We start from the raw sequence: 24,782 nt of genomic DNA, 5'->3' as shown, positions 1-24,782 counted from the left end.
AGCGCGTTGGCCGCTTAGCGCAGCAGCGTCTCCAGGCAGCGGCGCAGGCGCTGCGCCTCGCGCACCAGCGTTTCCCCTGACAGCATGCCCACCCCCATCACCAAGCCAGCGCGCGGGTCGTTCGGTGCACACACCGGGCTTAACGGCCGCACGATCAAGTGCTCTTTCAGCAGCGATTGGGCGATGGCCACATCGTTGATGCCCGGCTCGAACTCCACGCACAGGCTGATGGCACTGCTGGGCGGTGACACCGAGCGCACCTGGGGCAGCGAACGTAGCTGGTCGTGCAGCACCTGCTGGCGGCCTAAGTAGTCGCGCTGAATGCGCCGACACCAGGCATCCAAATCACCATCGAAAATGAACTGGGCCAGCACGGCTTGGTCCAGCATACGGCCCTCACGAAACAGCTCGCTGCGCAGGCGGTTCATGGGCCCTGCCAAATGGCGCGGCACCACCAAGTAGCCCAGCCGCAGGCCGGGAAACATCATCTTGGAGAAAGAGCCTACCAGCAAATGGCGTTCGGAGTGGGCATCGAACAGCAGGTTAGGGTGGTCGTCGCGGTTAAATTCATAGTCATCTTCCACCACGTAGGTAGGCGATAACGCCTCACATAGCTGACGTTTATGCGCGGCGCGGGTCGGCACGCTGAGCGGGTAGTGGTGCGAGCCGGTGAGGTAAGCCAGCGCCACGGGGCCGGGGGAAGTAGGCAGTGCATGGCCCTGTTCCGGCCGCCACGGCAGCATGTCGATGTTCAGCCCGGCGGCGGTAAACACGTTGCGCGCCCCCCAGTAGCAGGGCGACTCCATCGCCACCGTATCGCCCACGTCTGCCAAGGCAACGGCGCACAGCTCGATGCCGTTGTGGGTGCCATCGGTAATGATGATCTGCTCGGTATCGCAATGGATATCCCGCCAGCGGGCCAGAAAATCACGAATCGCCCGCTTTAGTGGGCCGTAGCCGCCGGTGGAGTAGGAGAGCAGCAGCGCATTTTGCGGCACGGTGACGCTGGCGTAGAGCTGGCGCCACTTGCGCATGGGGAACTGGGCGATATCCGGAATGCCGGGCACGAAGGCCCCGCTCTGAATCATGCTGGCCCCAGGGCCTTGCAGCACCCGCTGGGCCCGCTGGGAGAGCTGAGCGTGGGTCGGCGCTGGGGGCGGTGGCGCGGTGGGTTTACACGTCCAGGTTCCCTGGCCGTGGGCGGTTTTCAGCAACTCCTCTTCCAGCAGTGTGCCTATTGCCAAGGCCAGGGTTTGGCGCGCGACGTTCACGGCATCGGCCAACACACGATGAGAGGGCAACCGCAGCCCGCTGGGCCACTGCTGCGTAATGGCCTGGCGCAGCGCTTGCTCGATGCGCACCTGCTTACTCAGCCGCTCCGGTTGGAGTGCATAAAGTTGCTTGAATTGGTGCAAGACCTGCTCGCGATCCATATCAGCGCCCCCTTTCCCGCGTGAAGCCCGCTACCATCAGGCGTTTAGACGAAAGCATGATGCCATGTATGCACTTATTTGGTGCGTTGAAGAAGTGGTCTAGTCGAACGCCAAAGTGGTGCATTCGCGTTCTGAGCGCCGCCTGCTAGCGTGTCACTATTCCGCCACCGGAATCAGGACACTGCGCCAAAGAGCGCCAACGACAACATCCAATAACCTGCAGGATACTGTGCGATGACCACTCCCTCTTCTGAACAGGACAAGCTCGTCCGGGTACTGGCCCGCGGCGACGTATTAGCCCTCGCCTTCGGCGCGATGATTGGCTGGGGCTGGATTGTATTGACCGGCACCGCGATTCAATCCGCTGGCAGCATCGGTGCCATTTTAGCGTTCATTATCGGCGGTTTAGCGATCGTCATGGTGGGCCTGACCTACGCTGAGCTGGCCTCTGCCATGCCCAAAGTAGGCGGCGAGCATGTTTACAGCTATCGCGCCCTGGGCCATCTCCCCTCGTTCTTGTGCACCTGGGCAATCATTTTAGGCTATTTGAGCGTGGTGGCTTTCGAAGCCGTGGCGCTGCCCACCGTGATCGAGCATCTGGCACCGAACTACGCGGTTGGCCACTTATGGACCATCGCGGGCTGGGAAGTGAAGGCGACGTGGGTGGCCGTGGGTGTCGGCGGCTCGCTCGCCATGATGATCATCAACTACTTCGGTGTGACCACCGCCGCGCTTCTCCAGAAAGTCGTGACCGGCATGATTTTGCTGGTTGGCGTGCTGTTTGTCACGGGCGCGCTGTTCGAAGGCGAGACCATCAACATGATGCCGCTATTCACCCAGGCCGATACCGGCGTGATGGCGGGCATCGTCGCGGTGCTGGTCATGGTGCCGTTCCTGTTCGTGGGGTTCGACGTCATTCCCCAAGCCGCCGAAGAGATCAACCTGCCTTACAAAGCCATAGGCAAAGTGCTGATGATGTCGGTCATTCTGGCGGTGGTGTGGTACGCGCTGATCATTCTGGCCACTAGCCTGGCCCTGAACAGCACCGAGCTGGCCGCCAGTTCCCTGAGCGTGCCGGATGCCATGGGCAGCCTGTTCAACGCCCCCTGGGCCAGCAACCTGATGGTATTGGCCGGTATTGCGGGCATCATCACCAGCTGGAACGCCTTCTACATCGGCGGTTCGCGGGCCATTTACGCCCTGGCGAAAGCGGGCATGCTGCCTGCGCCGTTTGCCAAGCTGCACCCGCGCTATAAAACGCCCACTAACGCCATCTTCCTGATGGGCTTCCTCTCCTGTATCGCCCCGTTCTTCGGCCGCCCCGCGCTGGTGTGGATCGTCAACGCCGGTGGCCTGGGCATCGTGATTGCCTACCTGTTCGTGGCCATCTCCTTCGTGGTGCTGCGGGTTCGCGAGCCGGATATGCCGCGCCCGTTCCGCATTCGCCACGGCAAGCTGTGCGGCACTTTGGCGGTCGTGCTCTCCTTTGGCATGGCCTGCCTTTACCTGCCCGGTAGCCCGGCGGCACTGAGCGGCGCTGAGTGGTCGATCTTCGCGGGCTGGTCTTTGCTCGGTGTGGGCCTTTACATTCACGCGCTGCGCACCTACGGCCGCGCCTACAGCGACCAACACATGATGGCTGACCTGTAAGCCGTTCCAACACTTTAAAGGAGCACGCTATGAGCTTTATCGAACAGTGGTTGCACGATGCCGTACCGGCCCTGGTGGGCGGTGTATGGCGCAAAGGCCAGCAGACCTTTGCCGTCGATAACCCCGCCACCGGCGAAACCATCGCCCACGTGGCGGACTTGAGCGCCGACGACACCCGCGACGCCGTGGCCGCCGCTTACGAAGCCGGTGCCGCCTGGCGCGCCACCCCGGTGAAACAGCGCTCCGCGCTGCTGCGTCGCTGGTTCGAGCTGATCAATGAGCACGCCGACGACCTAGCCCGCCTGATGACCCTAGAGCAGGGCAAGCCGCTGGCGGAAGCCAAAGGCGAAGTGACCTACGGAGCATCGTTCATCGAATTCTTCGCCGAAGAAGCCAAGCGTATGGCGGGGGAAGCCCTGCCCAGCCACGGCGCCGACAAGCGCCTGCTGGTACTGCGCGAACCGGTGGGCGTGGTGGCCGCGATCACCCCGTGGAACTTCCCGCTCGCGATGATTACCCGCAAGTGCGCCCCGGCCCTGGCAGCGGGCTGCACCGTGGTCATCAAACCCGCCGAAGCTACCCCGCTCACCGCCCTGGCCGCCGCCTACCTGGCGCTGGAAGCGGGCCTGCCCGAAGGCACTATCAGCGTGGTCACCGCTTCCAAGCCTGCCGCCGTGGGCGAGGTGCTGACCACCGACCCTCGGGTGCGCAAGGTGTCGTTTACCGGCTCTACCCCGGTGGGTAAGCACTTACTTGCCCAGTGTGCCAGCACGGTGAAGAAAACAGCTATGGAACTGGGCGGCAACGCGCCGTTCATCGTCTTCGATGACGCCGATGTCGACGCCGCCGTGAACGGAGCCATCGCCTCCAAATTCCGCAACGCCGGGCAAACCTGCGTGTGCACCAACCGCTTCCTGGTGCAGGACGGCATTTACGATGCCTTCGTCGCCAAGCTCACCGAGCGCGTGAACGCACTGAAGGTAGGCGACGGCCTGGCCGACGGCAGCATCATCGGCCCGCTGATCAACCAAGCGGCGGTGGATAAAGTGCAGCGCCACGTCGATGACGCGGTGAACAAAGGCGCGCGGCTGCTGTGCGGCGGCCACCCCCATGCGGCGGGGGAGCGCTTCTTCACCCCCACGGTGCTGGCGGATGTGACCACTCAAATGGCCGTCGCCGATGAAGAGACTTTCGGCCCGGTCGCGCCGGTGTTCCGCTTCCAGCGCGATGAAGAAGCCATCGCCATGGCCAACGACACCCCGTTTGGCCTGGCCGCCTACTTCTACGCCACGGATTACCGCCGCATCTGGCGCACCATGGAAGCGCTTGAATACGGCATGGTCGGCGTGAACGAGGGGCTGATCTCCACCGAGCTGGCGCCGTTTGGCGGCGTGAAAGAGTCCGGGCTGGGCCGTGAAGGTTCCCACCACGGGTTGGATGAATTTACCGAACTGAAATACGTCTGCGTTGGCGGTTTATAAAGAGAACGATGATGACTAACCAAGAATTGAACGACCTGAAAAACCGCTTCGTGGCCAACGGTGCCGCCACGCCGACTACCCAGTTTGCCGAGCGCGCCGAAAACGCCGAGCTGTGGGACGCCGACGGCAAACGCTGGATCGACTTCGCGGGCGGCATTGGCGTGCTCAACCTGGGCCACCGCCACCCGAAAATCGTCGCGGCGGTCGAAGCGCAGCTCAAAAAAGTCATGCACACCAGCGCCGCGGTCATCTCCTACGCGCCCTACGTGCAGCTGTGCCAAAAGCTATGCGAACTCACCCCGGTGCGCGGCCCCGAGCGCAAAGCAATGCTGGTGAACACCGGTGCCGAAGCGCTGGAAAACGCCGTGAAGATCGCCCGCGCCGCCACTGGCCGCACCGGCATCATCACCTTCGATGGTGCCTTCCACGGCCGCACCATGATGACCCTGGCGATGACCGGCAAGGTGCTGCCCTACAAGAACGACTTCGGCCCCATGCCGGGCGACGTGTTCCGCGCATCGTTCCCCAACCCGCTGCACGGCATCAGCGAAGAAGCCTCGCTGAACGCCATTCGCACGCTGTTCAAAACCGACATCGCCCCGCACCGCACGGCGGCCATCGTGATCGAGCCGGTACAGGGCGAAGGCGGCTTCTACATCGCTTCACCGGACTACCTGAAAGCCCTGCGCGCCCTGTGCGACGAGCACGGCATTCTGCTGATCGCCGACGAAGTACAGTCCGGCTTTGCCCGTACCGGCAAGCTGTTTGCGCTGGAACACAGTGGTATCGAAGCGGATATTCTCACCACCGCCAAGAGCCTCGCCAACGGCATGCCGCTCTCTGCCGTAGTCGGCACCGCCAAGGTCATGGACGCCTCCGGCCCCAACTCCCTGGGCGGCACCTACAGCGGCAACCCGCTCTCCTGCGCGGCGGCCCTGGCGGTAATCGAGGCCATCGAAGAAGAGAACATCCTGGCCCGCAGCGAGCAGATGGGCAACATGCTGGCCGAACGCTTCGCCGTCTGGGAAGAACGCTTCCCCGCCGTCGCCCACGGCCGCCAGCTCGGCGCCATGGCCGCGTTCGAACTGCTCAACGGTGAAGGCAAGCCCGACCCACAACTCACCGGCGCGCTCTGCGCCAAAGCCCGCGAGAAAGGCCTGATCCTGCTTTCCTGCGGCTTCTACGGCAACAGCATCCGCATTCTGGTACCGCTGACGGTATCGTCTGCGGTGTTGGAGGAAGGGTTGAGCATTATTGAGGAGTCGTTGGAAGCGCTGAGCTAGTAGCCTTCCAAGCGGCACTAAGCCCGCCCATCGTCAGGTAGCGTAAGCTGTTTGGCGGTTGGTGGGCTTTTTTGTGGGCGTTGAAATTTTGACGCTGAGATCGTCTGTCGTCCTAATCATCCTGTGCTAGTCTGGATTTGGTAAGGTAACTACCCAGAGTATCAAAAGCGCGAGATTTGGTTATGCAGTCTAGCAAAACAAAGAATCAAAGGGGCGAGCTGCGTTTTTCGGACAATTATGCTAACGCGATCATCCAACTAGCTCCCTAAAATCTGTTACAGCCTCGAAAATTACATTATGGAGTAGGAAATGTCCGAAAAAATTAATTTACCTTCGTCATCCTTTGATGAGCTCGTTAAAATTATCAAAGGGTACTCACATGCATCGAAAGGAGCATCACTTGATGAAATAGCGAAGCTGACGGGCTTAAATAAATTTGCTATTAGTGGTAATAACAAGTTCTTGTCAGATATTGAGCTAATTGAAGGTGGAAGGGCCAAGTCAATCACTGATTTAGGAACCAAGCTTGCACGAGCTATAGAACACTCTCAGGTTCAAGACGCTAAAAAGTGTTGGAGTGATGCTGTCAGCTCTAACGAGGGTGTCTCAAGGCTTGTTACAGTAGTTCGTATAAAAGGTGGGATGAGTTTAGAGGAGCTAGCAGCTCATATATTGTATGTCTCTGGTCAAGGGAATAATGCTAAAAATAGAGCTGGCTCTAGGACTGTTGTTGAAATTCTCATACAATCGGGTTTGCTTGAGAGTGTAGATGGTACATTGAAAGTAGCGACTCCATCAAACGAACACTTGGCTGAGAGCGAAGACTCTGAGGAAATGGGAAAAGTTGTTGAATCAGCCGCAAAGCAACACGGCTCTGAAAGTGAAGGAAAACCCGATTCACTCCCTCCAGAAATAAACCTTACAGGTTTGACGACTCCACCGCAGATTGCGATAAATATTCAGCTTCATCTTCCCGAAACGGATAACGCTGAAGTTTATGAGAAGCTGTTTAAAGCACTGAAGGACAATTTGTTATCTGGGAATAATTAACAATGGAAATGCTCCCGCTTGTAAGGAAGTCGAGGCTGGCTGAGAAAGCTGCGCATGAGATTCTATCTCAGCATGAGCTCTCTACTTCTCGGATAATTCATCTAGAAGCATTAAGCAAACGCCTTTCTGGAGCTCCCATAGATGTCCAGAATTACTTCAAAGAATCAATAACCTGCCTTGAGCAAGGATTATATCGAGCGGCCATTGTAATGGCTTGGGCTGGCCATTTTAACTTGTTCTTCGAGGCTCTATGCCAGAAGCATGAGGAAGACATTCGCAAAGCAAGGCCAAAGTGGAATTTTAAAGATGTAGGTGAGTTAAAGGAGAGTTATGCTGAAGCTCACCTGATTGAAGTAGCGAAAGTTGTAAGTTTCATAAAAAGAGCCGAGCTGCGCATTATGGATGGTCAGTTATCTGTTAGGAATCAATGCGCACATCCGACAATGTACCGACCGTCGCACAATAGTGCAATTGGATATGTAGACGAGATGATCACTCAGACAATCAAGTATATTAACTCATAATCTGTCGTCGTGCCGGATATGCTGATGGATTTAGCGTTTCATTTTATTTGCAATTGATTAAGAAAATATTTAACATTTCTAAGACGAGACGCGGGGTCAAATTAACTTTCAGTATTGCTGAAGCGGTTTTTTAATAATATGAGTAGAATAGGGGCAACAAGCTCTTTCCCTTGACGCATATATCATGCCGTGTTGTTCTCCCGATACGGTCGCTACTTCTAGTGACAACCTATTTATTAAGCGCAATCCGCTATCTATCCTCTAACCCGCCCTCATCAAACAGCGAAAGCTGCTGGCGATTAGTGGGTTTTGCTTTTTTAGTACGCCGAGAGTGAGGTCTTCGCTGACTCGCCAGCTTCTCCACAATCGCTTGGCTGGCGTCTCTCGCCTCCGGCGTTCGGCGCAGTTCGTACAGCATCGTCTTCCAGTGGCGCGCTTCGGCTTCGAAGTCGTTGGGAATGGGGTAGTCGACGCCCGGTTGAAAGCCGAACCGCTTTTGCAGGCTTTCCGGTAGTGCCCAGGGCTTGGCACGCCATTCCATGGGCAGGGGCGACAGCTCTGGCACCCAGCGGCCGATGAATTCGCCGGTGGGGTCGTTATCTTCTGCCTGCTTGATCGGGTTGTAGACCCGCATGGCGTTGGTGCCGGTAGCGCCTGCTTGCATCTGTACTTGGGGGTAGTGAATGCCGGGTTCGAAGTCGGTGAATAGCCGCGCCAAATGTAAGGCTGGCTCAACCCAGTGCAGCCCTAGGCCGAAGGTGGCGTGGGAGAGCAGCATGGCGCGCATGCGAAAGTTGATCCAGCCGGTGGCGGTCAGGCTTCGCATGCAGGCGTCCACCAGTGGCACGCCGGTTTGGCCCTGTTTCCAGGCGATCAGGTGCGGGTGTTCCGGGTCGCGCTCCCGCAGGCCGCGCAGCGCCGGGTGCAACGTTTGATGCTCGATGCTGGGTTCGCTCTCCAACTTCTGAATGAAGTGGCAGTGCCAGTAGAGTCGCGAGGTAAAGGCGCGCAGTGAGCGGGCCCAGGCGGTGTCGTCGGCGTGCTTTTGCCGCTGGCGGCGCAAGGATTGCACCACTTCCCGCATGGAGAGTGTGCCCCAGGCCAAGTGTGGGGAGAGCCGCGAACCAAACTCCCAGGCCAGTAACGGTTTAGAGAGCGAGCCGCGATAGCGCCGCCCGCGCTGGGTAATAAAGCTCAGCCACAGCGAGCGGCCTTCACTGCGCCCGCCCCGCTGGCGTTGGGGGCAGGGCGTGGTATCGAACCCCAAGGTGAGCGAGGGCAGTTGCGCTACGTCTACGTAATGAAACGCTTCCCAACCGGGTGCGGCCACCGCTGTTGGCGGGGCGGGGTAGGTGGGGGCGGCCATAAGCGATTCCCAGTGGCTTTCCCAGCGGGATTGATGCCCCGTGCGGCTGCTCAACCCGCGAATCACGCCCTGCTGGCGGGCTTCCTGCCAGTGCACTTGGTGGGCGTGGCACCACGCTTGAACGCGCTGGTCGCGTTCGAAACTCCAGGCGTTGCCCGTCTCTTGGTGGGAGTGCAGCACTAGTTCGCCGTAGTGCGCTTTTAGCGCCGCCAGGCACTCCACCATATCGCCCTGCCACAGGCAGAGCGGCAAGCTCAGCGTGTTGAGCGCTTGGGCAAGATCAACTAGCGAATCGGCGGCAAACTGCCAGTGGCGCAGGGCGCTGTCGGGCGATTGCCACTGTGCGGGCTCAATAGCAAATAGCGGTAGCACAGGGCCCGCCGCTGCGGCGTTGGCCAGCGGTGCGTGATCGTGAATGCGTAAATCGCGTTTGAACCAAACGACCTGAAGGGGTGCCTGAGCCATTAGCCGTACGCCTGTTCGTCACTTATCTATTCGTGATGCAGTGATGACGTTACCATCAAGCGATTGTTTGCGTAACCAACTGAGTCACACCCGCTCACAGGAGAACCACTATGTATATCGCCATGAACCGTTTCCGGATTGCCCCAGGCCGCGAAGAGGATTTTCTAGAGGTATGGCGCAACCGCGATTCCCACCTGGACGAAGTGCCCGGCTTCAAACAGTTTCACATGCTGCAGGGCGAAAGCCAGGAAGACCACACCGTGTTTATCTCCCACAGCGTGTGGGAATCCGAAGAGGCCTTCCGCGCCTGGACGAAGTCAGAGGCTTTCCGCAAGGCCCACGCCAATGCAAAATCGCCGGAAGGCATTTACCTTGGCCCGCCTAAGTTCGAGGGGTTTGAGGTGGTGTTGTAGGCGGCGTTAACGGCGGCAAATAGCGTTCAAGTAACTGGGCCGCATGCAGTACCTTGAGGTCTTGATATTTACCCGCCACTAAGTGCAAACCTACCGGCAGCCCCTGGTTGTCTAACCCGCAGGGAAGGGAGGCCGCGGGCTGTTGGGTCAGGTTGAAGGGGTAGCTGAACGGCGTCCAGTCCATCCAATCTCGATAGTGCTTGCCCGGTGGTACGTTGTGGCCCGCCGCAAAGGGTGCAATGGGCATCGTAGGCGTTACCAGCAAATCATAGCGTTCGTGAAAGGCCGCCATGTGGGCGGTCAATTCGCTGCGCTCACGCCGGGCGGCGAGGTAGGCGGAAAGTGATACGTCTTGCCCGCGTCGTGCAATCTCCAGAAAGCCAGGATCGAGCGCTGCCTGTTGCTGTTCGTTCAGTTTTTCGAGTGCCTGCGTGGCCCCCGCAAACCAGAGCGTATTAAACGTTTTAAGCGGATCGCTAAAGCCTGGGTCTATACGTTCTACGGTGGCCCCCAATGCTTCTAAATAAGCAATGGATTCCTCGACTCGCTGGGCAATATCCGGCGCTACGTCTACATAGCCAAGGTCAGCACTAAAGGCGATGCGCCAGCCCTTTAGGCTAGCCGGTGGCGGCGTGAGCCAACCTGGCCCTTTGGGGTTGCCTGAGTAACCATCCCGAGCATCGGGCTGGGCCATGACGCTGAGCATGAGGGCGCTGTCACGTGAAGTGCGCGTCATGGGCCCTAAGTGAGACAGCGTACTCATGGTGCTGGCAGGCCACTGAGGCACCCAGCCGAAGGTGGGTTTAATACCGAACGTGCCGGTAAAGCTACATGGAATACGTATGGAGCCGCCCGCGTCGCTGCCTTGATGAAGCAGGCCCAGGTTAAGCGCCGCGGCCGCTCCCGCGCCGCCGGATGACCCTCCCGGCGTTAGTTCCGTGTTCCATGGGTTGCGGGTGATGCCGTGTAGCGGATTATCGGTGACGCCTTTCCAGCCAAACTCGGGCGAGGTGGTTTTGCCGACCACAATGGCCCCGGCATTGCGCAGGTGACGGCTAATGGGCGCATCTACTTCCCAGGGGCCATCTGGTGCCGTGGTGGTGGAACCCAGCCGTGTAGGCAGGCCCTTGGTTAGGGTTAAATCTTTGATCGTCACTGGGATGCCGTCTAGCGGGCCGCAGGGAGTGCCTGCTTGCCAGCGTCGAGCGGATTCTGCCGCTAAACGGCGTGCCTCTTCCCCGTTAATACAGGTGAAGGCATTTACCTTGGGGTTATCCCGCTCAATACGCGTTAAGCAGTCCTTCACCAGTGTTTCCGGCGAGAGCGAGCCCTCGCTGAAGCGTGCCAATGCATCGGTTGCCGTCAAGGTTTCAAAGGTATCCGCCATGGTTACTCCCCACTCTTCACACCCGCCGCATTGAGCATGGCATGCAGTAGAACGTTACAGCCTGCGTGTACATGTTCCGGGGTAGCGCTTTCGATCTCGTTATGGCTGATGCCATCTTTGCAGGGAATGAAGATCATGGCGGCGGGTGCTACGCGGCCAACGAACATCGCATCGTGCCCGGCTCCGCTGATGATATCCATGTGTGACAGCTGAAGTTTTTCAGCGGCTTGTCGGACGCTATCCACGCACGTTTGATCGAAATGCTCAGGCGCAAAATCTGCAGTGGGTGTGAGCTCGTATTCCAGCCCGTGGCGTTGGCAAATGTCTTCAACGGCGGTCGTCACCGCTTGGCCCATGGCGATCAGGGCGTGGGGTTCCCAGTGGCGCATATCCAGGGTCATTTTGACTTGGCCGGGAATTACATTGCGCGAACCTGGGTGTAGCGTCATACAGCCTACCGTGCCGCGCCCGTGGGGTTGGTGCTCATGGGCAATTCGGTTGAGCGCTTGAGTAACTTCTGCGGCCCCCATCATGGCATCCCGACGAAGATTCATTGGGGTGGGGCCTGCATGGGCTTCAAGCCCTGTGAGGGTTAGATCGAACCACTTCTGCCCAAGCCCACCGATGACAACGCCAATGGTGGTGTCGGTATCTTCGAGAATGGGGCCTTGCTCAATGTGTGGCTCAAAATAGGCTTTGATCTCGTCGGGTGAGACCTCATCACTACCGCGATAGTGAATCGCGTCTAAGGCATCGCTGACCGTAACACCATCGGCGTCGGTGCGCGCCATCATGGCGTCAAACGCCAGCTCACCAGTGAATACCCCGGAGCCCATCATACAGGGGGGAAATCGGCAGCCTTCTTCGTTGGTCCACGCGACCACTTCAATCGGCGATTGCGTGGTGATGTTGTGCTGGTTTAGGGTGCGAATCACTTCAAGGCCAGACATGACACCAAAGCAGCCGTCGTATTTACCGCCGGTGGGTTGGGTATCCAAGTGGCTGCCCGCCATGACGGTTTTGGCACTGGGGGCGCTGCCTTCCCGGCGGGCAAAGATATTGCCGACATTATCGATGCGAATCGTGCAGCCCTCGGCACGGCACCACTGAATGAAAAGGTCGCGGCCCTGGCGGTCTAGATCGGTCAGCGCCTGACGGTTCACGCCGCCCTTGGGCGTGGCCCCTAGTTTAGCCATCTCCATGAGCGACGCCCAAAGGCGGTCGCCGTCAGTGAGTAGGTCGGACTCTTTGATGGGCGTAACGTAGGTATTCATTTCACTCTCCTCGCAAAGTTAAACGGATGTGTTGTCCGTTAATAAGTCGTGTAGCTTGGAACGGTGATTCTGATGAGTGGGTGAATCGTTGCTGACTAGCATCTGTATCGCCATTTCAGCTTCCAGCGCACTCATGTGATGTTCCGCATCGGCCATGTGCTCGGCCATGATCTGTCGCACACGCGGGGCATCTTCAGCGCGGTAGGCATCCACTAGCTGCCGGTGGTAATCCTGATTGGCGTGATCGAATTGCTTTCGCTCCGGGACGTACGCTTTTTTGATCACCACCAAATCGCGCAGCATGTCGTTTAAAAACTGGCACATAAACGCGAGCAATGGATTCGGGCAGGCGCGGGCCAGCAGCTGGTGAAACTCCAGCTCTAGAAAACGTTGGTGTCGGTGATCCTCTTCATGACTCGCACAGCAGGCGCAGGCCGACATATTGGCTTCCAACTGTTGGAAGTCCTGCTCGGTGAGCTTACCCACCACGGAGGCTGCCAGTTCTACTTCCAGCAGTTTGCGTAACTGGTATACCTGCTTTCCATCCAATTGTTGGAAGTGCAGGAAGTTACGCAGCATGCGGCTGGCGGGCTCCATGCTGGGCTGATTGATGACCGCGCCTCCTTTTGGCCCGGTTTTTAACGTGATGAGCCCCTCAACCTCTAGGATCTTGAGCGCTTCGCGCACGGTGCCCTTAGCGCTACCGTAAAGCTCCATCAGCGCTTTTTCGTTGGGCAGCCGGTCACCTTCTCCCAGTGACTCTGCGGCTATCCAGCGCTTGATGTCGTCGCTAATCAGCTCGGCAAGCTTGGGTCTGCGCGGCGAGGTCGAAACAGGGGCTTGAGTCATCAACCCACTCCTTATTGTTGGTTAGCGCTTCGGGTGATTTCTTGTGTATAGGCGGGCAAACGCTCTGGATGGTACTCGGCATCATAGTCATGGCGTGCTTGGGTAAAGCGTTCCACGACCGCTGTATCGCGGCGATGCAGCGCGTGGCTGAGCCCAACAAACAGCGCAGCATTCAGCAATAACCCCCAGATACCCGCATGGTAGCCAAATGGTGCGCTGAGCGGGCCAAAGGTCATGAGGAGCACGCAGGCAACGCCCGCCCACAAACCCGCCAGTGCAGCGGTGGGGTGCGCTTTTTTCCAGGTGATGGCCCCGATGGTGGGAATGATCAACTGCGCGGTGCCCGCCAATGCCGCAATACCAATGGTGACCAGTACGCCCGGTACGGTGAGCGCCATGATATAAGCGGCCAATGAGAAACCCACTAGCGATAAACGACCGATATACACGATACGCGCTTGGCTGGCATCGCGGTCGATATAGCGTTTGTAGATATCCATCGTCACCACGGTAGACACCGCGTGGATCTGCGAGTTAGCGGTAGACATGGCGGCTGAGGCGCCGGCTGCCATGATCAACGAGGCGAGCAGGTAAGGCGCATACTCCATCAGCATGATGGGCAGTATCTGGTCAGGGTTTTCTACGTTGGGTTCGAGCAGCACGCCTGAATAGCCAGATAGCACCGAGCCTACATAGGCAAAGGCCGCCAACCCCAATAAAAACGGCATTAGGTTAAACAGTTTGCCGTGTTTGACCGAGTACATGCGCAGCCAGATTTGCGGGCCCATAAAGGCACCGATGGCGGTAATGGCAAACAGCGAGAACCACATGGGGTAGCCCATCGTGCCGTTCGGCCCAGGCATGGTGAGATGATCAGGAGAGCTTTGCTGCAGCTGACTAAATAGCGCCGTGGGGCCCCCTACCTGGGTGGAAATGTAGTAACCGGCATACAGCATGCCGAAGAACAACAGCGCGCCATAAATGACGTCGGTCCAGGCAATGGCGCGAATGCCGCCAATCCACACGTAGATAATGATGATGAAGTAGAACAGCAGGGCGGCGAGCCAGAAAGGAATCAACCCACCCGAGGCAACCTCGATTAAGTAAGCGCCGCCAGTGAGCTGGATCTGCAAATAAGGTACGGTAAAAATCAGCGTAATCGCGGCAACGGTAATGCGCAGCGCCTCGCTGTTATAAAAATCGCCAATTAAGTCTGAAGGTGTTAAGTAGTTGAATCGTTTGCCTAAAAACCAAACTCGTTTGCCAATCCAGTAATACATGAAGCCAAACAGCAGGTTCCAGGCTAACGCAGTAAGAAATACCGGCCCGTTGGTATAAAAGGTGGCATTAGAGCCGAGGAACGCAAACGCGCTCCACCAGGTGGCCGCGACGGTGAAGAAGACCGCGATACTGCCCATGGCACGGCCCTGAACGAAAAAATCCTCGCTGGTTTCTTGTGATTGACGAGCGGATAAAACCCCCACCATCAAGGGAATGATCATAAACGCTGCAATGATGATTAAGCTTCCGGTCATGATATACCCCTTCATTTACCGCTGTTGGGTGGCGTGGATAGTGGAAGGCTCGGGACTACCCCAGTTGGTGAAATAAGCCACCAAAAATAGCGCCGTTAATACGAACCACCAGAACAAGTTCCACACCAGCAGAAAGGGGAGGCCCATCACCATGGGCTCTATACGGTTAGCCAGCATAATGAGGGGGCTTTCCAGCATGATAAAGCTGAAGAGCATGCCGCCATATATAGACAGCTTTAAGGGAGTCAAGTATTTCATAGCAAGTTAGCCCTTTGTTTATATTGAAATTGTGAGCAGTATTCATAGTGCACGCAGGCAACAACAGCACTGTTGGGGCGCATTGTCTATGCGAGTGCTACTTAGGCGTGTTCCACTGATTTGTTGTATTTATTCGTATAAATATAAGAATTAGGCGCTTTGAATCGTCCCGTCAAGATGGGTAGGCGCTGTTTGATGCTCTATTACGTATGTATTTTCTAACGTGAACTCAAGAAAAGCATAATTTTACAAACGTAGTGGGTGGCGCATGCTGAGGGCATGTCTCAAAGCGACGGAGCTAGACACTATGTTTGGTTTAAAAAGTAAAACAACCGCTCAGTCAGCGGAAAAAATGGCTGAGCAGCCTGTATCAGGCACCGCCCTCAACCAGCACTTCTGGATGCCGTTCAGCGCGAACCGCGATTTCCGCGCCAACCCGCGCATGATAGCCGGGGCGGAAGGGCGCTATTACATCGATGACCAGGGGCGCAAACTGTTCGATTCGCTCTCTGGCCTATGGACCTGCGGGGCAGGCCACAACCGTGAAGAGATCCAAAAAGCCGTGGCGGCGCAGCTGGGCACGCTGGATTTTGCCCCCGGCTTTCAGATTGCCCACCCGTTGGCGTTCAAGCTGGCGGAAAAGGTCGCGAGCTTGACGCCTGCTGGGTTGGATCACGTGTTCTTCACCAACTCCGGTTCAGAAGCCGCTGACACCTCGGTCAAGATGGCCAAGGCCTACTGGCGTTTAAAAGGTAAGCCGGAAAAAACCCGCATGATCGGCCGCGCCAAGGGCTATCACGGGGTGAACATCGGCGGCACCAGCCTGGGCGGCATTGGCGGCAACCGTAAGCACTACGGCCAATTGATGGACGTAACGCACCTGCCCCACACCTTGCAGGCGGGCCATGCGTACACCCGTGGCCAAGCGGACACCGGCGCTGAGCTGGCCGATGCGCTGCTGGATCAAATCGCCCTGCACGATGCCTCTACCATTGCGGCGGTGATCGTGGAGCCGATGTCGGGCTCGGCGGGGGTGATCGTGCCGCCAAAAGGCTATCTGGATCGGCTGCGGGAGATCTGCACCGCCCACGACATTCTGCTGATTTTCGACGAGGTCATTACCGCCTTTGGCCGCAGTGGGGCGACCACGGGTGCCGAGGCGTTTGGCGTCACGCCGGATATCATGAACGTGGCTAAACAGATCACTAATGGCGCGGTGCCGATGGGCGCAGTGATTGCCACTAGCGAGATTTTCGACACCTTCATGCACGCAGGCGGTGCCCAGCACGCCATTGAATTCCCCCATGGTTACACCTACAGCGCCCACCCCGTGGCCTGCGCTGCGGGGCTGGCGGCGCTGGAGATGATGGAGCGTGAAAACTTCCCCGCTCAGGTGAGCGCCATCGCTCCCGCGTTCGAGCAGAAGCTGCACGCCCTGAAAGGCCACAATCACATTGTCGATATTCGCAACTACGGCTTGGCCGGTGCCCTGCAGCTAGCGCCGCGCAACGGCGACCCCACCATTCGCCCCCGCGATGCGCATATGGCGCTGTGGGAAGCGGGCTTCTACGTGCGCTACGGCGGCGACACCCTGCAGTTCGGCCCTCCCTTCGGCACCACAGAAGCCGAGCTCGAGCGTTTGTTCGATGCCGTCGCGACGACCCTGGATTCACTGGCGTAACCCTGGCCCACCCTGTTTTGGAGTTTCATGATGAGTGTTGTTTCCCACCTGATAAATGGTGAGCTGGTGGAAAGCCAGCGCACGCTGGAGGTCACCAACCCTTCTACCGGAAAAGTGATTCGCCACGTGGCGGATGCCAGCGCAGCGGATGTGGAGCGGGCGATTGCTGCGGCTCAGGCGGCGTTTCCCGCCTGGCGCGATACGCCGCCCGCCAAGCGTGCCCAGGTCATGTACCGCTTCAAGCAGCTGCTGGAAGAGCACGCGTACCGCCTCGTGCAACTGGTCAGCGAAGAGCATGGCAAAACGGTGGAAGACGCGATGGGCGAGCTGAAGCGCGGCATCGAGAACGTCGAATACGCCTGCGGCGTGCCGGAGCTGCTGAAAGGCGAGTACTCCCACAACGTGGGGCCGGGCATCGATGCGTGGTCCAACTTCCAGCCGTTGGGCGTGGTGGCGGGCATTACCCCGTTCAACTTCCCTGCCATGGTGCCGCTGTGGATGTACCCGATGGCGATTGCCTGCGGTAACACCTTTATCCTCAAGCCCTCCGAAAAGGACCCGTCGGCGGCCATGGCCGTGGCTGAACTGCTGCAAGAGGCGGGGCTGCCCAAAGGCGTGATGAACGTGGTGCATGGCGGGCGCGAGGCGGTGGAAACCCTGCTGGATGCCAAAGCCGTGAAGGCGATCTCGTTTGTCGGTTCCACGCCCGTGGCAGAGGCGATCTACTCCCGTGGTTCGGCGGCGGGCAAGCGCGTTCAGGCCCTGGGCGGGGCGAAGAACCACGCGGTGATTCTGCCGGATGCCGACCTGGAAAACGCCGCCAACACGCTGATGGGTGCCGCCTACGGCAGCTGCGGCGAGCGCTGCATGGCGATCTCGGTGGCGGTGTGCGTGGGTGACGACACCGCCGACCGTCTGGTCGAAACCATGCTGCCCAAGATCGCCCAGCTGAAGGTAGGCCCGGGTACCGACAAAGGCCTGGATATGGGCCCGCTGGTGACCGCAGAGCACCGCGATAAAGTGCTTGGGTTTATCGAAGAGGGCGTGAACGCGGGCGCTTCGCTCGTGGCGGATGGGCGCGGCCTGAGCGTGGCTGGCCATGAAGAGGGCTATTTCGTCGGTGGCTGTCTGTTCGATCACGTCACTGCGGAGATGCGCATTTATCAGGAAGAGATCTTCGGGCCGGTACTCTGCGTGGTACGGGTCGGCAGCCTGGACGACGCCATGCAGCTGATCAACGACCACGAATACGGCAACGGCACCTGCCTGTTTACCCGTGATGGCGAAGCCGCCCGCCGGTTCACCGACGGTATCGAGGTTGGCATGGTGGGGGTAAACGTGCCGCTGCCCGTACCGGTGGCCTACCACAGCTTTGGCGGCTGGAAGCGCTCGCTGTTTGGCGACCTTCACGCCTACGGCCCAGACGCGGTGCGTTTCTACACGCGCCGTAAAGCGGTTTCCCAGCGTTGGCCCTCCGTCAGCGAAGCCACCCGGGCGGAGTTCTCGTTTCCCGCCACCCAGCGTTGACGCGATGCGCTAACTGCGCCATCTTCACTGCACCACCGCCTGCATCCTCGGGGGACGGTGGTGCATTTTTGTTGCGTGTGATTAGCGGTCAGAGCGGCAAAGGGATACCAGCGTGGCGAGAACTCAGGACGAAATTCGGCAAACGAACGTCAAGAAGATCCTTCAAGCGGCGGAGCAGCTGTTTGCCGAGAAAGGCTATGCCGGAGCCTCCATGGGAGAGATCGCTCAGTTGGCCGACCTGCCAAAGTCCAACGTGCACTACTATTTCGCGACCAAGAAGGCGCTCTATCAAGAGGTGCTGCTGGCGCTGTTAGCGGTGTGGAAGCAGGACGCACTCTGCTTCGAGCTGTACGACGACCCCCGGGTGGTGCTCTCCACCTACATTCGCGCCAAGATGAATCACTCCCGCTACCGCGCCCACGGCTCCAAGATCTGGGCGGCCGAAGTGATGCAGGGCGCGCCGATTCTCAAAGAGCGCCTGCGGGATCACCTCTACGAATGGACCAAACTGAAAGAGTCGAAAATCCGCGAGTGGATCGAGGCCGGTCAAATCAATCCCGTCGAGCCCTCCTACCTGCTTTACATGATCTGGGCCTCCACCCAGCACTACGCCGACTTCGACTATCAAATCTCACTGCTCAACGACGACAAACCGCTGGACGACCTGCAGTTCGAAAAGGCCGTGCAGTCGGTGACCTCGGTGATATTGCGCGGCATTGGGCTGACGGCTTAGGGTATCGGCGTGTGCCAACCGACCTGCAAAAGGGGGAGCGATGAACGATACCGCACGACCTATCATCGGCGTGGGGGCGATAGTCATCCGCCCGGATGAAAGCGTGCTGCTTGGGTATCGCGATAAACCGGGGGAAACGCCGTGCTGGTGTTTGCCCGGCGGCCATGTCGATGCGGGAGAGTCCTTTGAGACGTCGGCTGCTCGCGAAGTCGCGGAAGAAGCGGGCATTACCGAGCTGCACGATTTGGCCTTGCTGGCGATCACTCAGAACCTCGACAGCGCCGCCTCCATGGTGACGGGAGCCGTCATCGCCCACGTGAAACAAGAGGCCGAGGCCTTGCTGCTAGAGCCTCAGGTGTTCACGGAGTGGCGCTGGTTCCACCCCGGCGCGCTGCCCGCGCCGCTATTCCCGGCAAGCCAAGCAGTGCTGGCCCACTGGCAGGGTCATCAGCCGCCCATCGGTTGGCGCACCTATCCTATCACGCCAGTCGCATGAGTCGTGCTATGTCGCAAGCAGGCTCTCCATGGGCACCGATAGATCGAACTTATGGCGCTTACGCGAGAGTAACGTGCGGAACTTGCGCAGATTGTCATCGCCATAGAGTACGCGGTCGCAGAAGCAGTCATACGCCTCTAAATCGGTGACGGTCAGCACACTGAGCTCAACACATAAATATCGGTTAGGCGATTTAGAACGCGCCAAAAAAATGGCCATCAGACGCTTGAAATACGAACGAACGCTCCTATTTTTCGTACCGTAGAGGCTGCTTCGGTGGAGTGGAAAAGGGGCCGCCTCTCATCGCAAGTCTCACAGTCTGCTTTACGTAGGAGGTATTCGACATGTTCGATGATCTCAAGCGTTTTGAAACGGGCTCGTCTGAGCAGTTTGACTGGCTCAGCCAGTTGCTGGATGGCTTCTTTCTTGATCGCAATACCATGGATATTCGCGCGGTTCCGCGGGGTAGCTTTCCCATGATCAATATCGCCCGCAGCGACGAGGCCGTTAGGGTCTACGTGTTTGCCGCAGGGTTGGCCCCTTCGGATCTAATCATCGATGTTCAGGACAATGTGCTGACACTGCGTGGTCAACGAGACTCCGTGTCGGGCCAACATGAGGAGGGTGAGTCGCGTCAGGTTCTGCGCCGTGAGCGCGCCAGCGGGGAATTCGTTAGATCGATCGCCTTACCCGAGGGAATCGACGTCGAGCGGTCAGAGGCGCGTCATGCCTATGGGGTATTCGAGATCGTGCTACCCAAGCGCGAAGAACTCAAGCCACGGCGTATTGATGTTCAAGCGGCGTAAATCATGCGTTTAACCAGGTTTTGGAGGGTCGAATCATGAATGACATCGTCCGTTCATCCCACTCCCATCACTCCCCGCTGCAGCAGGAGCAGAACGGCCAGAATCGGCACTATAAGGAGGCGCTTCTACCGGCGGTGGATATTATCGAAGAGGCTAACGCGCTCAAGCTAGTGGCCGATATGCCCGGTGTGACACCGGAGACGCTCAAGGTAGAGGTCGATGACCAAGTGTTGAGTCTGGAAGGGGAGATAGCGCTGAATATGCCGGAAGGACTCAGCGCTTTGCATGCCGAAGTGCGCGGTCAACGCTTCGCGCGGCGCTTCAACCTGAGCCGGGAGGTAGATAGTGAGGCCATTACGGCCACTATCGTCAACGGCGTGCTGACGTTGACGCTTCCCAAGAAAGAGAGCCACCGCGCGCGCCGTATCGAGGTCCAGGCGGCGTGACGCTAGGCAGTGCATGGCGATAAGAGCGAGTGTCCGCGATATCGTGGACACTCTTTTTGCTTTTAAGGCTTCACGGTAGGTAAAGCGTCCCCTTACCCACCACGATGGCGTGCCCTCCCACCGTCACGAACCCCGGCGTCATATCACCATTGGCCGCCGTATAAATAACGCTGGGCCGCCCCATTTCAATGCCTTGATGTATCTCGCAGCGCAACGCTTCGGTCTGGAGGGAGGCTAGATAGCCGGTTAACGCTGCGGCAGCGCTGCCGGTTGCGGGGTCCTCGCAGAGGCTGTCGTGCATGCAGAACATACGGCTACGAATCACGGTCGCTTGCCCTGCTGATGGCTCCCTAACGTACAGGTAGATTTGAACCGCACTACTGGGCAGCACGGTACTGGCCCAGAGAGCAGGTGAAATAGTGACGCTCTCCAAGGCCGAGGTATCCGATAGCTCGATCAAGTGATAGGGCAGCCCGAAAGACGCGATAATCGGGTCGCCGACTATTTGGTGGCTATCCAATCCCAACAGCGCCACGGCAGTGGAGCGATCGAGCGTACTGGTTGACAGCATAACGGCTTGCGACGTTGTGAACTCCGTTCTGCCGCTGGTCGATGTAATGGCCAGCTCCCCGATAGGTGGATGAAGTACCAGCGGTTGCGTCGGGTGGGCGAGTTCCAATGCTGCCAGCAAGTGTGCGGTACCTACCGTCGGATGGCCTGCAAACGGGAGTTCTCTCGTCGGCGTAAAAATCCGCATTGGATAGTGGTTCGGTTGCGTGGCGGCACTCAAAAAAACCGTTTCCGCCAGATTCAATTCATTGGCCAGCGCTTGCATGGTGTGGGCGTCCAATCCATCCGCGTTGAGAAACACGGCCAATGGGTTGCCCGTAAACGGCTGCTCGGTAAAGACATCCAGCAAGTAGTACTCGGCGGTAGTCATACATCCCCCTTATTGGAGAGCCTCTGTTTCCAAAAGGTGCGTTTTCCCTCTTGGCAGGCCTGTTCACGGGTGAGGCCGATGTCTTGCAGCAAGTGATCCTCTAGTGTGAGCAGTTGGCGACGGCTGCGGCGGCGTTGTTGGTAGCGGCTTAGCTGATAACGCAGCTGAGTGAGGCTGAAGCGTGGCATGGCGGCTCTCCGGGTGGTGGGGTGCCTATCTAGGTTACGTAGCCTTCCAGCTGCCATACAGATATAGGTTTTTTTATTTTTACGATACAGATGGGGCGTGTTATACCTCTGTATGGCAAAGCGGGATGCCTTCTGTATGGCGAATTAACCGAGTGAGGTGGGCGTGATGACGCGCTACGAAGAGGTGGCGGTAACGTTGCGGGAGCGAATCGAGCACGGGATTTATCGCGTGGGCGACCGGCTACCGTCTATTCGAGCGGTCTGCCAAGAGCTGAATGTGAGTATCTCAACGGTACAAGAAGCGTATCGCCAGCTCATGGACGCCGCGCTGATCGAGTCCCGGCCAAAGTCGGGGTACTTCGTGTTGCCGTGTCGTATTCCCTCTGTACTACCCTCTGTCTCGCGGCCTGCTCAGTGCCCGCTGGATGTCTCCCAATGGGATCAAGTGTTAGAACTCGTCGCTACCCAGCGGGACGATAAACGGCTGCTGCTTGGGCGCGGCGTTCCCAATCTTGAAGTCGAGTCGTTAAAGCCACTGTCGAAAATCCTCGCCGGGCTGCACCGTAGCAACGATCTGCACGGCTTCAACTACGACAAACTCAGCGGTAGCCCTGAACTGCGCCAGCAGGTGGCGCGCTTGGCGGTGGCATCTGGCTGCTTGCTGCACCCGGATGACATCATGATCACTACGGGGTGTCAGGAGGCGCTGGCCATTGCGCTGCGCACACTCACCCAGAATGGTGATGTGGTGGCAGTGGATTCGCCCAGCTTTTACGGCACCATGCAGATTCTGAAAGCCAACGGATTAAAGGCGCTGGAGATTCCCACCGACCCGCAAACCGGCATTAGTCTGGAGGCGTTAGAGCTGGCGCTAGAGCAGTGGCCTATCCGCGCCATTCAGGTCACGCCTACCTATAACAACCCCTTGGGTTATACCATGCCGGAAGCGCGCAAGCGGGCGCTCTATCAGCTTGCCCAACGTTTTGATGTAGCGATTATCGAAGACGATATCTATGGGGATTTGGCCTATACCCAGCCCAGGCCACTGACGATTAAATCCTTTGATACCGATGGGCGTGTGCTGCTGTGTAGCGGCTTCTCGAAAACCTTGGGGCCGGGCCTGCGAGTGGGTTGGTTGGCCCCTGGCTGCTATCGGGAAAAAGCACTGCATATGAAGTACGTCTCCACCGGCGCCTCTGCCACGCTACCGCAGTTAGCGGTGGCGGAGTTTGTCGCCAAGGGCCATTTTGAGCGCCATTTGCGCGCGGTTTCCCGCCAGTATCAGCGCCAGCGAGACATCATGATTAGCTGGGTGCAGCGCTACTTCCCCAAAGGGTCGGGCATTAGCTATCCGCAAGGGGGCTTTTTACTCTGGGTAGAGCTACCGGCGGATGTCGACTGCGTGCGCCTGAACGAGCGTTTAGCGCAGCACGCCATCCATGTGGCACCGGGGTCGCTGTTCTCGGCCTCTGGGAAGTTTCGCCAGTGCTTGCGGTTGAACTACGCGTTTACCCTAACGCCTGCGATTGAAGAGGCGGTGCGTACGGTGGGCGAGCTAGCGAGTGAGATGCTCAACGAGGTAGGTGAGCCTTTACTAGCGATGAAGTAAGCAACGATTTCGCGCTGACTTACGAAGGCCGCTGAAACGCTGCGCGTGCCTGCTCAACCCGTTCACGTGTGACGCAGTTTAACGAGTGATCATTAATCAGCCCCATGGCCTGCATGTATGCAAACGCGGTGGTGGGGCCGAAAAATGTCCAGCCGCGCTTTTTAAGCTCTTTTGCTAGCGCAATCGATTCTGGCGATGTGGTTTGCGTTTGTGGGTCTGGACGGGATGCGCTGTCTGGTTCATAGCGCCAGAAAAACGCCGCTAGCGAGCCTTCCTGAACCACCATCTCCTGGGCCCGACGTGCGTTATTGATAGTAGCTTCGATTTTTCCGCGATGACGAATGATGCCTGCATCCTGCAGTAAGCGCTCCACGTCCTCTTCCGTAAAGCGGGCGACGTGGTGGAAATCGAAGTGGTGAAAGGCGGTGCGGAAGCTCTCACGTTTATTCAAAATCGTGCGCCAGCTTAAGCCCGATTGAAAGCTCTCCAGGCAGAGCTTTTCAAATAGCCGCTGGTCATCACTCACGGGAAAGCCCCACTCCTGATCATGGTAGGGCAGGAACTCCGCCGCTCCGCCACACCACTGGCAGCGGGGGTGACCGTCGGGGGCGATGAAGTCATGAGCCATTAGCGCGGTACCTGACCGCCGAACCACTCTTGAGCCGTGCGCCAAAAGCACATGCCCGCGAAGTACAGAGAAGTCAAACCTAAGCCCCACCGTGCCCAGGCGGTGTGATCAGGGTGTGAAAGAATTAACGAGGTGGCACACACGCACCACAGCAGCGTGACGGCGATATTGAACGGCATGAACAAACGCACACGAAAGGGGTGCAGAAACTTCATTTTGGTCACCGTCAGCATCGCTAAGACCAGTATGGCGGTAAACGTGATGAACGGCGGTAAATCGAGAATGTAAAAATAGGCCGCGGCAATGTTCCAAGCGGCGGGGAAGCCAACGAAATAGTTATCCTGGCTTTTCATCTCGACGTTACAAAAACAGAACATCGACGATAGCAGTATGATGAAGACGGAGGTCAGCCCTAAATAGGGCGGTAGTTCGATGAAGTAATAAATGAATAGCGCGGGAATGAAGGCCCAGGTGAGGTAATCGATCACCATATCCAGCGTTGATCCATCGAAATGCGGCAGCACGGACTTTACTTCATATTTGCGTGCCAGCGTGCCATCCACCCCATCGATCATCATCGCCGCCCCCAGCCAGAGCAGGCAGGCCACCGGGTTATTGTCGATTAGCGCTAGCAGCGCCATCGTGCCTAGCAGTACTCCGCTGGCGGTAAAAACATGCACGCTCCAAGCTTTGTAAATCGGTGCTCGGGATTCGGTTTGAGTAAAGAGTGTTTGGACCACGGTAACCCCAGTGGGAACAC

Annotated in this window: 25 protein-coding genes; 13 read left to right on the top strand and 12 right to left on the bottom strand. The window is 58.2% G+C overall.

From position 1 onward, the window contains the following. Positions 1-14: 14 nt before the first annotated feature. Positions 15-1,433, bottom strand: a complete 1,419-nt coding sequence (locus tag FRH_RS03900) for a PLP-dependent aminotransferase family protein (RefSeq protein ID WP_281997822.1) — start codon at positions 1,431-1,433, stop codon at positions 15-17. 234 nt (positions 1,434-1,667) lie between these two features. Here FRH_RS03900 and FRH_RS03895 point away from each other — a divergent pair, with 234 nt between their 5' ends. From FRH_RS03895 to FRH_RS03875, 5 genes are all read left to right on the top strand, one after another. After that, positions 1,668-3,083: an APC family permease gene (locus FRH_RS03895; protein ID WP_281997820.1), complete on the top strand. Its 1,416-nt coding sequence runs from the start codon at positions 1,668-1,670 to the stop codon at positions 3,081-3,083. 29 nt (positions 3,084-3,112) lie between these two features. Next, entirely contained in the window at positions 3,113-4,564 is a 1,452-nt protein-coding gene (locus FRH_RS03890) for an NAD-dependent succinate-semialdehyde dehydrogenase (RefSeq protein ID WP_281997819.1), read from the top strand. Between the two features lie 11 nt (positions 4,565-4,575). Further along, a complete protein-coding gene (gabT, locus tag FRH_RS03885) occupies positions 4,576-5,847 on the top strand; it encodes a 4-aminobutyrate--2-oxoglutarate transaminase (protein ID WP_281998150.1) in 1,272 nt (423 codons plus the stop codon). Positions 5,848-6,156: 309 nt separating this feature from the next. Further along, the gene (locus FRH_RS03880) at positions 6,157-6,897 is read left to right on the top strand and encodes a hypothetical protein (RefSeq protein ID WP_281997817.1); all 741 of its coding nucleotides are present in this window, start codon (positions 6,157-6,159) and stop codon (positions 6,895-6,897) included. 2 nt (positions 6,898-6,899) lie between these two features. Further along, entirely contained in the window at positions 6,900-7,421 is a 522-nt protein-coding gene (locus FRH_RS03875) for a hypothetical protein (RefSeq protein WP_281997816.1), read from the top strand. A 250-nt stretch (positions 7,422-7,671) separates the two neighbouring features. Here the strand turns inward: FRH_RS03875 and FRH_RS03870 are convergent, their stop codons facing one another. Next, on the bottom strand, positions 7,672-9,252 hold the full coding sequence (locus tag FRH_RS03870; protein WP_281997814.1) for an FAD-binding domain-containing protein: 1,581 nt from the start codon (positions 9,250-9,252) through the stop codon (positions 7,672-7,674). A 110-nt stretch (positions 9,253-9,362) separates the two neighbouring features. Between FRH_RS03870 and FRH_RS03865 the strand changes: the two genes are divergently transcribed. Next, positions 9,363-9,665, top strand: a complete 303-nt coding sequence (locus tag FRH_RS03865; protein ID WP_281997813.1) for an antibiotic biosynthesis monooxygenase — start codon at positions 9,363-9,365, stop codon at positions 9,663-9,665. On the opposite strand, the gene FRH_RS03860 is transcribed toward FRH_RS03865, so the two are convergent. The 5 genes from FRH_RS03860 to FRH_RS03840 are packed head-to-tail and all read right to left on the bottom strand — an operon-like array spanning position 9,634 to position 14,968. Beyond that, positions 9,634-11,052, bottom strand: a complete 1,419-nt coding sequence (locus FRH_RS03860; RefSeq protein ID WP_281997811.1) for an amidase — start codon at positions 11,050-11,052, stop codon at positions 9,634-9,636. The two genes, FRH_RS03865 and FRH_RS03860, sit on opposite strands and share 32 nt — an antisense overlap. Before the next feature lie 2 nt (positions 11,053-11,054). Further along, positions 11,055-12,326: a Zn-dependent hydrolase gene (locus tag FRH_RS03855; RefSeq protein ID WP_281997808.1), complete on the bottom strand. Its 1,272-nt coding sequence runs from the start codon at positions 12,324-12,326 to the stop codon at positions 11,055-11,057. Positions 12,327-12,344: 18 nt separating this feature from the next. After that, positions 12,345-13,175: an FCD domain-containing protein gene (locus FRH_RS03850; RefSeq protein ID WP_139525846.1), complete on the bottom strand. Its 831-nt coding sequence runs from the start codon at positions 13,173-13,175 to the stop codon at positions 12,345-12,347. A gap of 11 nt (positions 13,176-13,186) precedes the next feature. Then, positions 13,187-14,710 carry a sodium:solute symporter family protein gene (locus FRH_RS03845; RefSeq protein ID WP_281997807.1) on the bottom strand — a complete coding sequence of 508 codons (1,524 nt, stop codon included), beginning with the start codon at positions 14,708-14,710 and terminating at the stop codon, positions 13,187-13,189. Between the two features lie 15 nt (positions 14,711-14,725). Next, on the bottom strand, positions 14,726-14,968 hold the full coding sequence (locus FRH_RS03840; RefSeq protein ID WP_139525844.1) for a hypothetical protein: 243 nt from the start codon (positions 14,966-14,968) through the stop codon (positions 14,726-14,728). Between the two features lie 352 nt (positions 14,969-15,320). Here FRH_RS03840 and FRH_RS03835 point away from each other — a divergent pair, with 352 nt between their 5' ends. From FRH_RS03835 to FRH_RS03820, 4 genes are all read left to right on the top strand, one after another. Beyond that, the gene (locus FRH_RS03835; RefSeq protein WP_281997806.1) at positions 15,321-16,649 is read left to right on the top strand and encodes an aspartate aminotransferase family protein; all 1,329 of its coding nucleotides are present in this window, start codon (positions 15,321-15,323) and stop codon (positions 16,647-16,649) included. Positions 16,650-16,679: 30 nt separating this feature from the next. Next, positions 16,680-18,176 (top strand): CoA-acylating methylmalonate-semialdehyde dehydrogenase, encoded by a 1,497-nt coding sequence (locus FRH_RS03830; RefSeq protein ID WP_281998149.1) that lies wholly within the window; start codon positions 16,680-16,682, stop codon positions 18,174-18,176. Between the two features lie 112 nt (positions 18,177-18,288). Continuing rightward, positions 18,289-18,909, top strand: coding sequence for a TetR/AcrR family transcriptional regulator (locus tag FRH_RS03825; RefSeq protein ID WP_139525842.1), 621 nt, complete (start codon positions 18,289-18,291; stop codon positions 18,907-18,909). A 40-nt stretch (positions 18,910-18,949) separates the two neighbouring features. Beyond that, positions 18,950-19,405: an NUDIX domain-containing protein gene (locus tag FRH_RS03820; RefSeq protein ID WP_281997804.1), complete on the top strand. Its 456-nt coding sequence runs from the start codon at positions 18,950-18,952 to the stop codon at positions 19,403-19,405. A 6-nt stretch (positions 19,406-19,411) separates the two neighbouring features. Here FRH_RS03820 and FRH_RS03815 read toward each other — a convergent pair whose 3' ends face one another. Further along, positions 19,412-19,564, bottom strand: a complete 153-nt coding sequence (locus tag FRH_RS03815) for a hypothetical protein (RefSeq protein ID WP_239285699.1) — start codon at positions 19,562-19,564, stop codon at positions 19,412-19,414. Positions 19,565-19,749: 185 nt separating this feature from the next. On the opposite strand from FRH_RS03815, the gene FRH_RS03810 reads away from it, so the two are divergent. Both FRH_RS03810 and FRH_RS03805 read left to right on the top strand, forming a co-directional pair. Next, positions 19,750-20,211 carry an Hsp20/alpha crystallin family protein gene (locus FRH_RS03810; RefSeq protein ID WP_281997803.1) on the top strand — a complete coding sequence of 154 codons (462 nt, stop codon included), beginning with the start codon at positions 19,750-19,752 and terminating at the stop codon, positions 20,209-20,211. Between the two features lie 35 nt (positions 20,212-20,246). Continuing rightward, positions 20,247-20,657 (top strand): Hsp20/alpha crystallin family protein, encoded by a 411-nt coding sequence (locus FRH_RS03805; protein ID WP_239285695.1) that lies wholly within the window; start codon positions 20,247-20,249, stop codon positions 20,655-20,657. A gap of 70 nt (positions 20,658-20,727) precedes the next feature. Here the strand turns inward: FRH_RS03805 and FRH_RS03800 are convergent, their stop codons facing one another. Then, positions 20,728-21,597 carry a PhzF family phenazine biosynthesis protein gene (locus FRH_RS03800; RefSeq protein ID WP_281997801.1) on the bottom strand — a complete coding sequence of 290 codons (870 nt, stop codon included), beginning with the start codon at positions 21,595-21,597 and terminating at the stop codon, positions 20,728-20,730. Next, the gene (locus tag FRH_RS03795; protein WP_139525837.1) at positions 21,594-21,785 is read right to left on the bottom strand and encodes a DUF1127 domain-containing protein; all 192 of its coding nucleotides are present in this window, start codon (positions 21,783-21,785) and stop codon (positions 21,594-21,596) included. Before FRH_RS03795 ends, FRH_RS03800 begins: the two co-directional genes overlap by 4 nt. Positions 21,786-21,951: 166 nt before the next feature. Here FRH_RS03795 and FRH_RS03790 point away from each other — a divergent pair, with 166 nt between their 5' ends. After that, entirely contained in the window at positions 21,952-23,394 is a 1,443-nt protein-coding gene (locus FRH_RS03790) for a PLP-dependent aminotransferase family protein (RefSeq protein WP_153843011.1), read from the top strand. A gap of 19 nt (positions 23,395-23,413) precedes the next feature. Here the strand turns inward: FRH_RS03790 and FRH_RS03785 are convergent, their stop codons facing one another. Next, on the bottom strand, positions 23,414-24,022 hold the full coding sequence (locus FRH_RS03785) for a DNA-3-methyladenine glycosylase I (protein WP_281997799.1): 609 nt from the start codon (positions 24,020-24,022) through the stop codon (positions 23,414-23,416). After that, on the bottom strand, positions 24,022-24,762 hold the full coding sequence (pcsA, locus tag FRH_RS03780) for a phosphatidylcholine synthase (protein ID WP_348773458.1): 741 nt from the start codon (positions 24,760-24,762) through the stop codon (positions 24,022-24,024). The genes FRH_RS03785 and pcsA overlap by 1 nt, the downstream gene beginning before the upstream one ends. Between the last annotated feature and the right edge of the window lie 20 nt (positions 24,763-24,782).

Origin of the sequence: Halomonas sp. A020 (assembly GCF_027943625.1) — a bacterium.
Lineage (GTDB): Bacteria > Pseudomonadota > Gammaproteobacteria > Pseudomonadales > Halomonadaceae > Vreelandella > Vreelandella piezotolerans.
Note: the sequence above shows the minus strand (reverse complement) of the source record. Positions and strands in the feature narration are given on the sequence as shown.

What these genes read in the sequence shown, in the direction of transcription:
- FRH_RS03900 (WP_281997822.1), bottom strand. Translation starts at nt 1,433, where the DNA reads ATGGATCGCGAGCAGGTCTTGCACCAATTCAAGCAACTTTATGCACTC.
- FRH_RS03895 (WP_281997820.1), top strand. Translation starts at nt 1,668, where the DNA reads ATGACCACTCCCTCTTCTGAACAGGACAAGCTCGTCCGGGTACTGGCC.
- FRH_RS03890 (WP_281997819.1), top strand. Translation starts at nt 3,113, where the DNA reads ATGAGCTTTATCGAACAGTGGTTGCACGATGCCGTACCGGCCCTGGTG.
- gabT (WP_281998150.1), top strand. Translation starts at nt 4,576, where the DNA reads ATGACTAACCAAGAATTGAACGACCTGAAAAACCGCTTCGTGGCCAAC.
- FRH_RS03880 (WP_281997817.1), top strand. Translation starts at nt 6,157, where the DNA reads ATGTCCGAAAAAATTAATTTACCTTCGTCATCCTTTGATGAGCTCGTT.
- FRH_RS03875 (WP_281997816.1), top strand. Translation starts at nt 6,900, where the DNA reads ATGGAAATGCTCCCGCTTGTAAGGAAGTCGAGGCTGGCTGAGAAAGCT.
- FRH_RS03870 (WP_281997814.1), bottom strand. Translation starts at nt 9,252, where the DNA reads ATGGCTCAGGCACCCCTTCAGGTCGTTTGGTTCAAACGCGATTTACGC.
- FRH_RS03865 (WP_281997813.1), top strand. Translation starts at nt 9,363, where the DNA reads ATGTATATCGCCATGAACCGTTTCCGGATTGCCCCAGGCCGCGAAGAG.
- FRH_RS03860 (WP_281997811.1), bottom strand. Translation starts at nt 11,052, where the DNA reads ATGGCGGATACCTTTGAAACCTTGACGGCAACCGATGCATTGGCACGC.
- FRH_RS03855 (WP_281997808.1), bottom strand. Translation starts at nt 12,326, where the DNA reads ATGAATACCTACGTTACGCCCATCAAAGAGTCCGACCTACTCACTGAC.
- FRH_RS03850 (WP_139525846.1), bottom strand. Translation starts at nt 13,175, where the DNA reads ATGACTCAAGCCCCTGTTTCGACCTCGCCGCGCAGACCCAAGCTTGCC.
- FRH_RS03845 (WP_281997807.1), bottom strand. Translation starts at nt 14,710, where the DNA reads ATGACCGGAAGCTTAATCATCATTGCAGCGTTTATGATCATTCCCTTG.
- FRH_RS03840 (WP_139525844.1), bottom strand. Translation starts at nt 14,968, where the DNA reads ATGAAATACTTGACTCCCTTAAAGCTGTCTATATATGGCGGCATGCTC.
- FRH_RS03835 (WP_281997806.1), top strand. Translation starts at nt 15,321, where the DNA reads ATGGCTGAGCAGCCTGTATCAGGCACCGCCCTCAACCAGCACTTCTGG.
- FRH_RS03830 (WP_281998149.1), top strand. Translation starts at nt 16,680, where the DNA reads ATGAGTGTTGTTTCCCACCTGATAAATGGTGAGCTGGTGGAAAGCCAG.
- FRH_RS03820 (WP_281997804.1), top strand. Translation starts at nt 18,950, where the DNA reads ATGAACGATACCGCACGACCTATCATCGGCGTGGGGGCGATAGTCATC.
- FRH_RS03810 (WP_281997803.1), top strand. Translation starts at nt 19,750, where the DNA reads ATGTTCGATGATCTCAAGCGTTTTGAAACGGGCTCGTCTGAGCAGTTT.
- FRH_RS03805 (WP_239285695.1), top strand. Translation starts at nt 20,247, where the DNA reads ATGAATGACATCGTCCGTTCATCCCACTCCCATCACTCCCCGCTGCAG.
- FRH_RS03800 (WP_281997801.1), bottom strand. Translation starts at nt 21,597, where the DNA reads ATGACTACCGCCGAGTACTACTTGCTGGATGTCTTTACCGAGCAGCCG.
- FRH_RS03795 (WP_139525837.1), bottom strand. Translation starts at nt 21,785, where the DNA reads ATGCCACGCTTCAGCCTCACTCAGCTGCGTTATCAGCTAAGCCGCTAC.
- FRH_RS03790 (WP_153843011.1), top strand. Translation starts at nt 21,952, where the DNA reads ATGACGCGCTACGAAGAGGTGGCGGTAACGTTGCGGGAGCGAATCGAG.
- FRH_RS03785 (WP_281997799.1), bottom strand. Translation starts at nt 24,022, where the DNA reads ATGGCTCATGACTTCATCGCCCCCGACGGTCACCCCCGCTGCCAGTGG.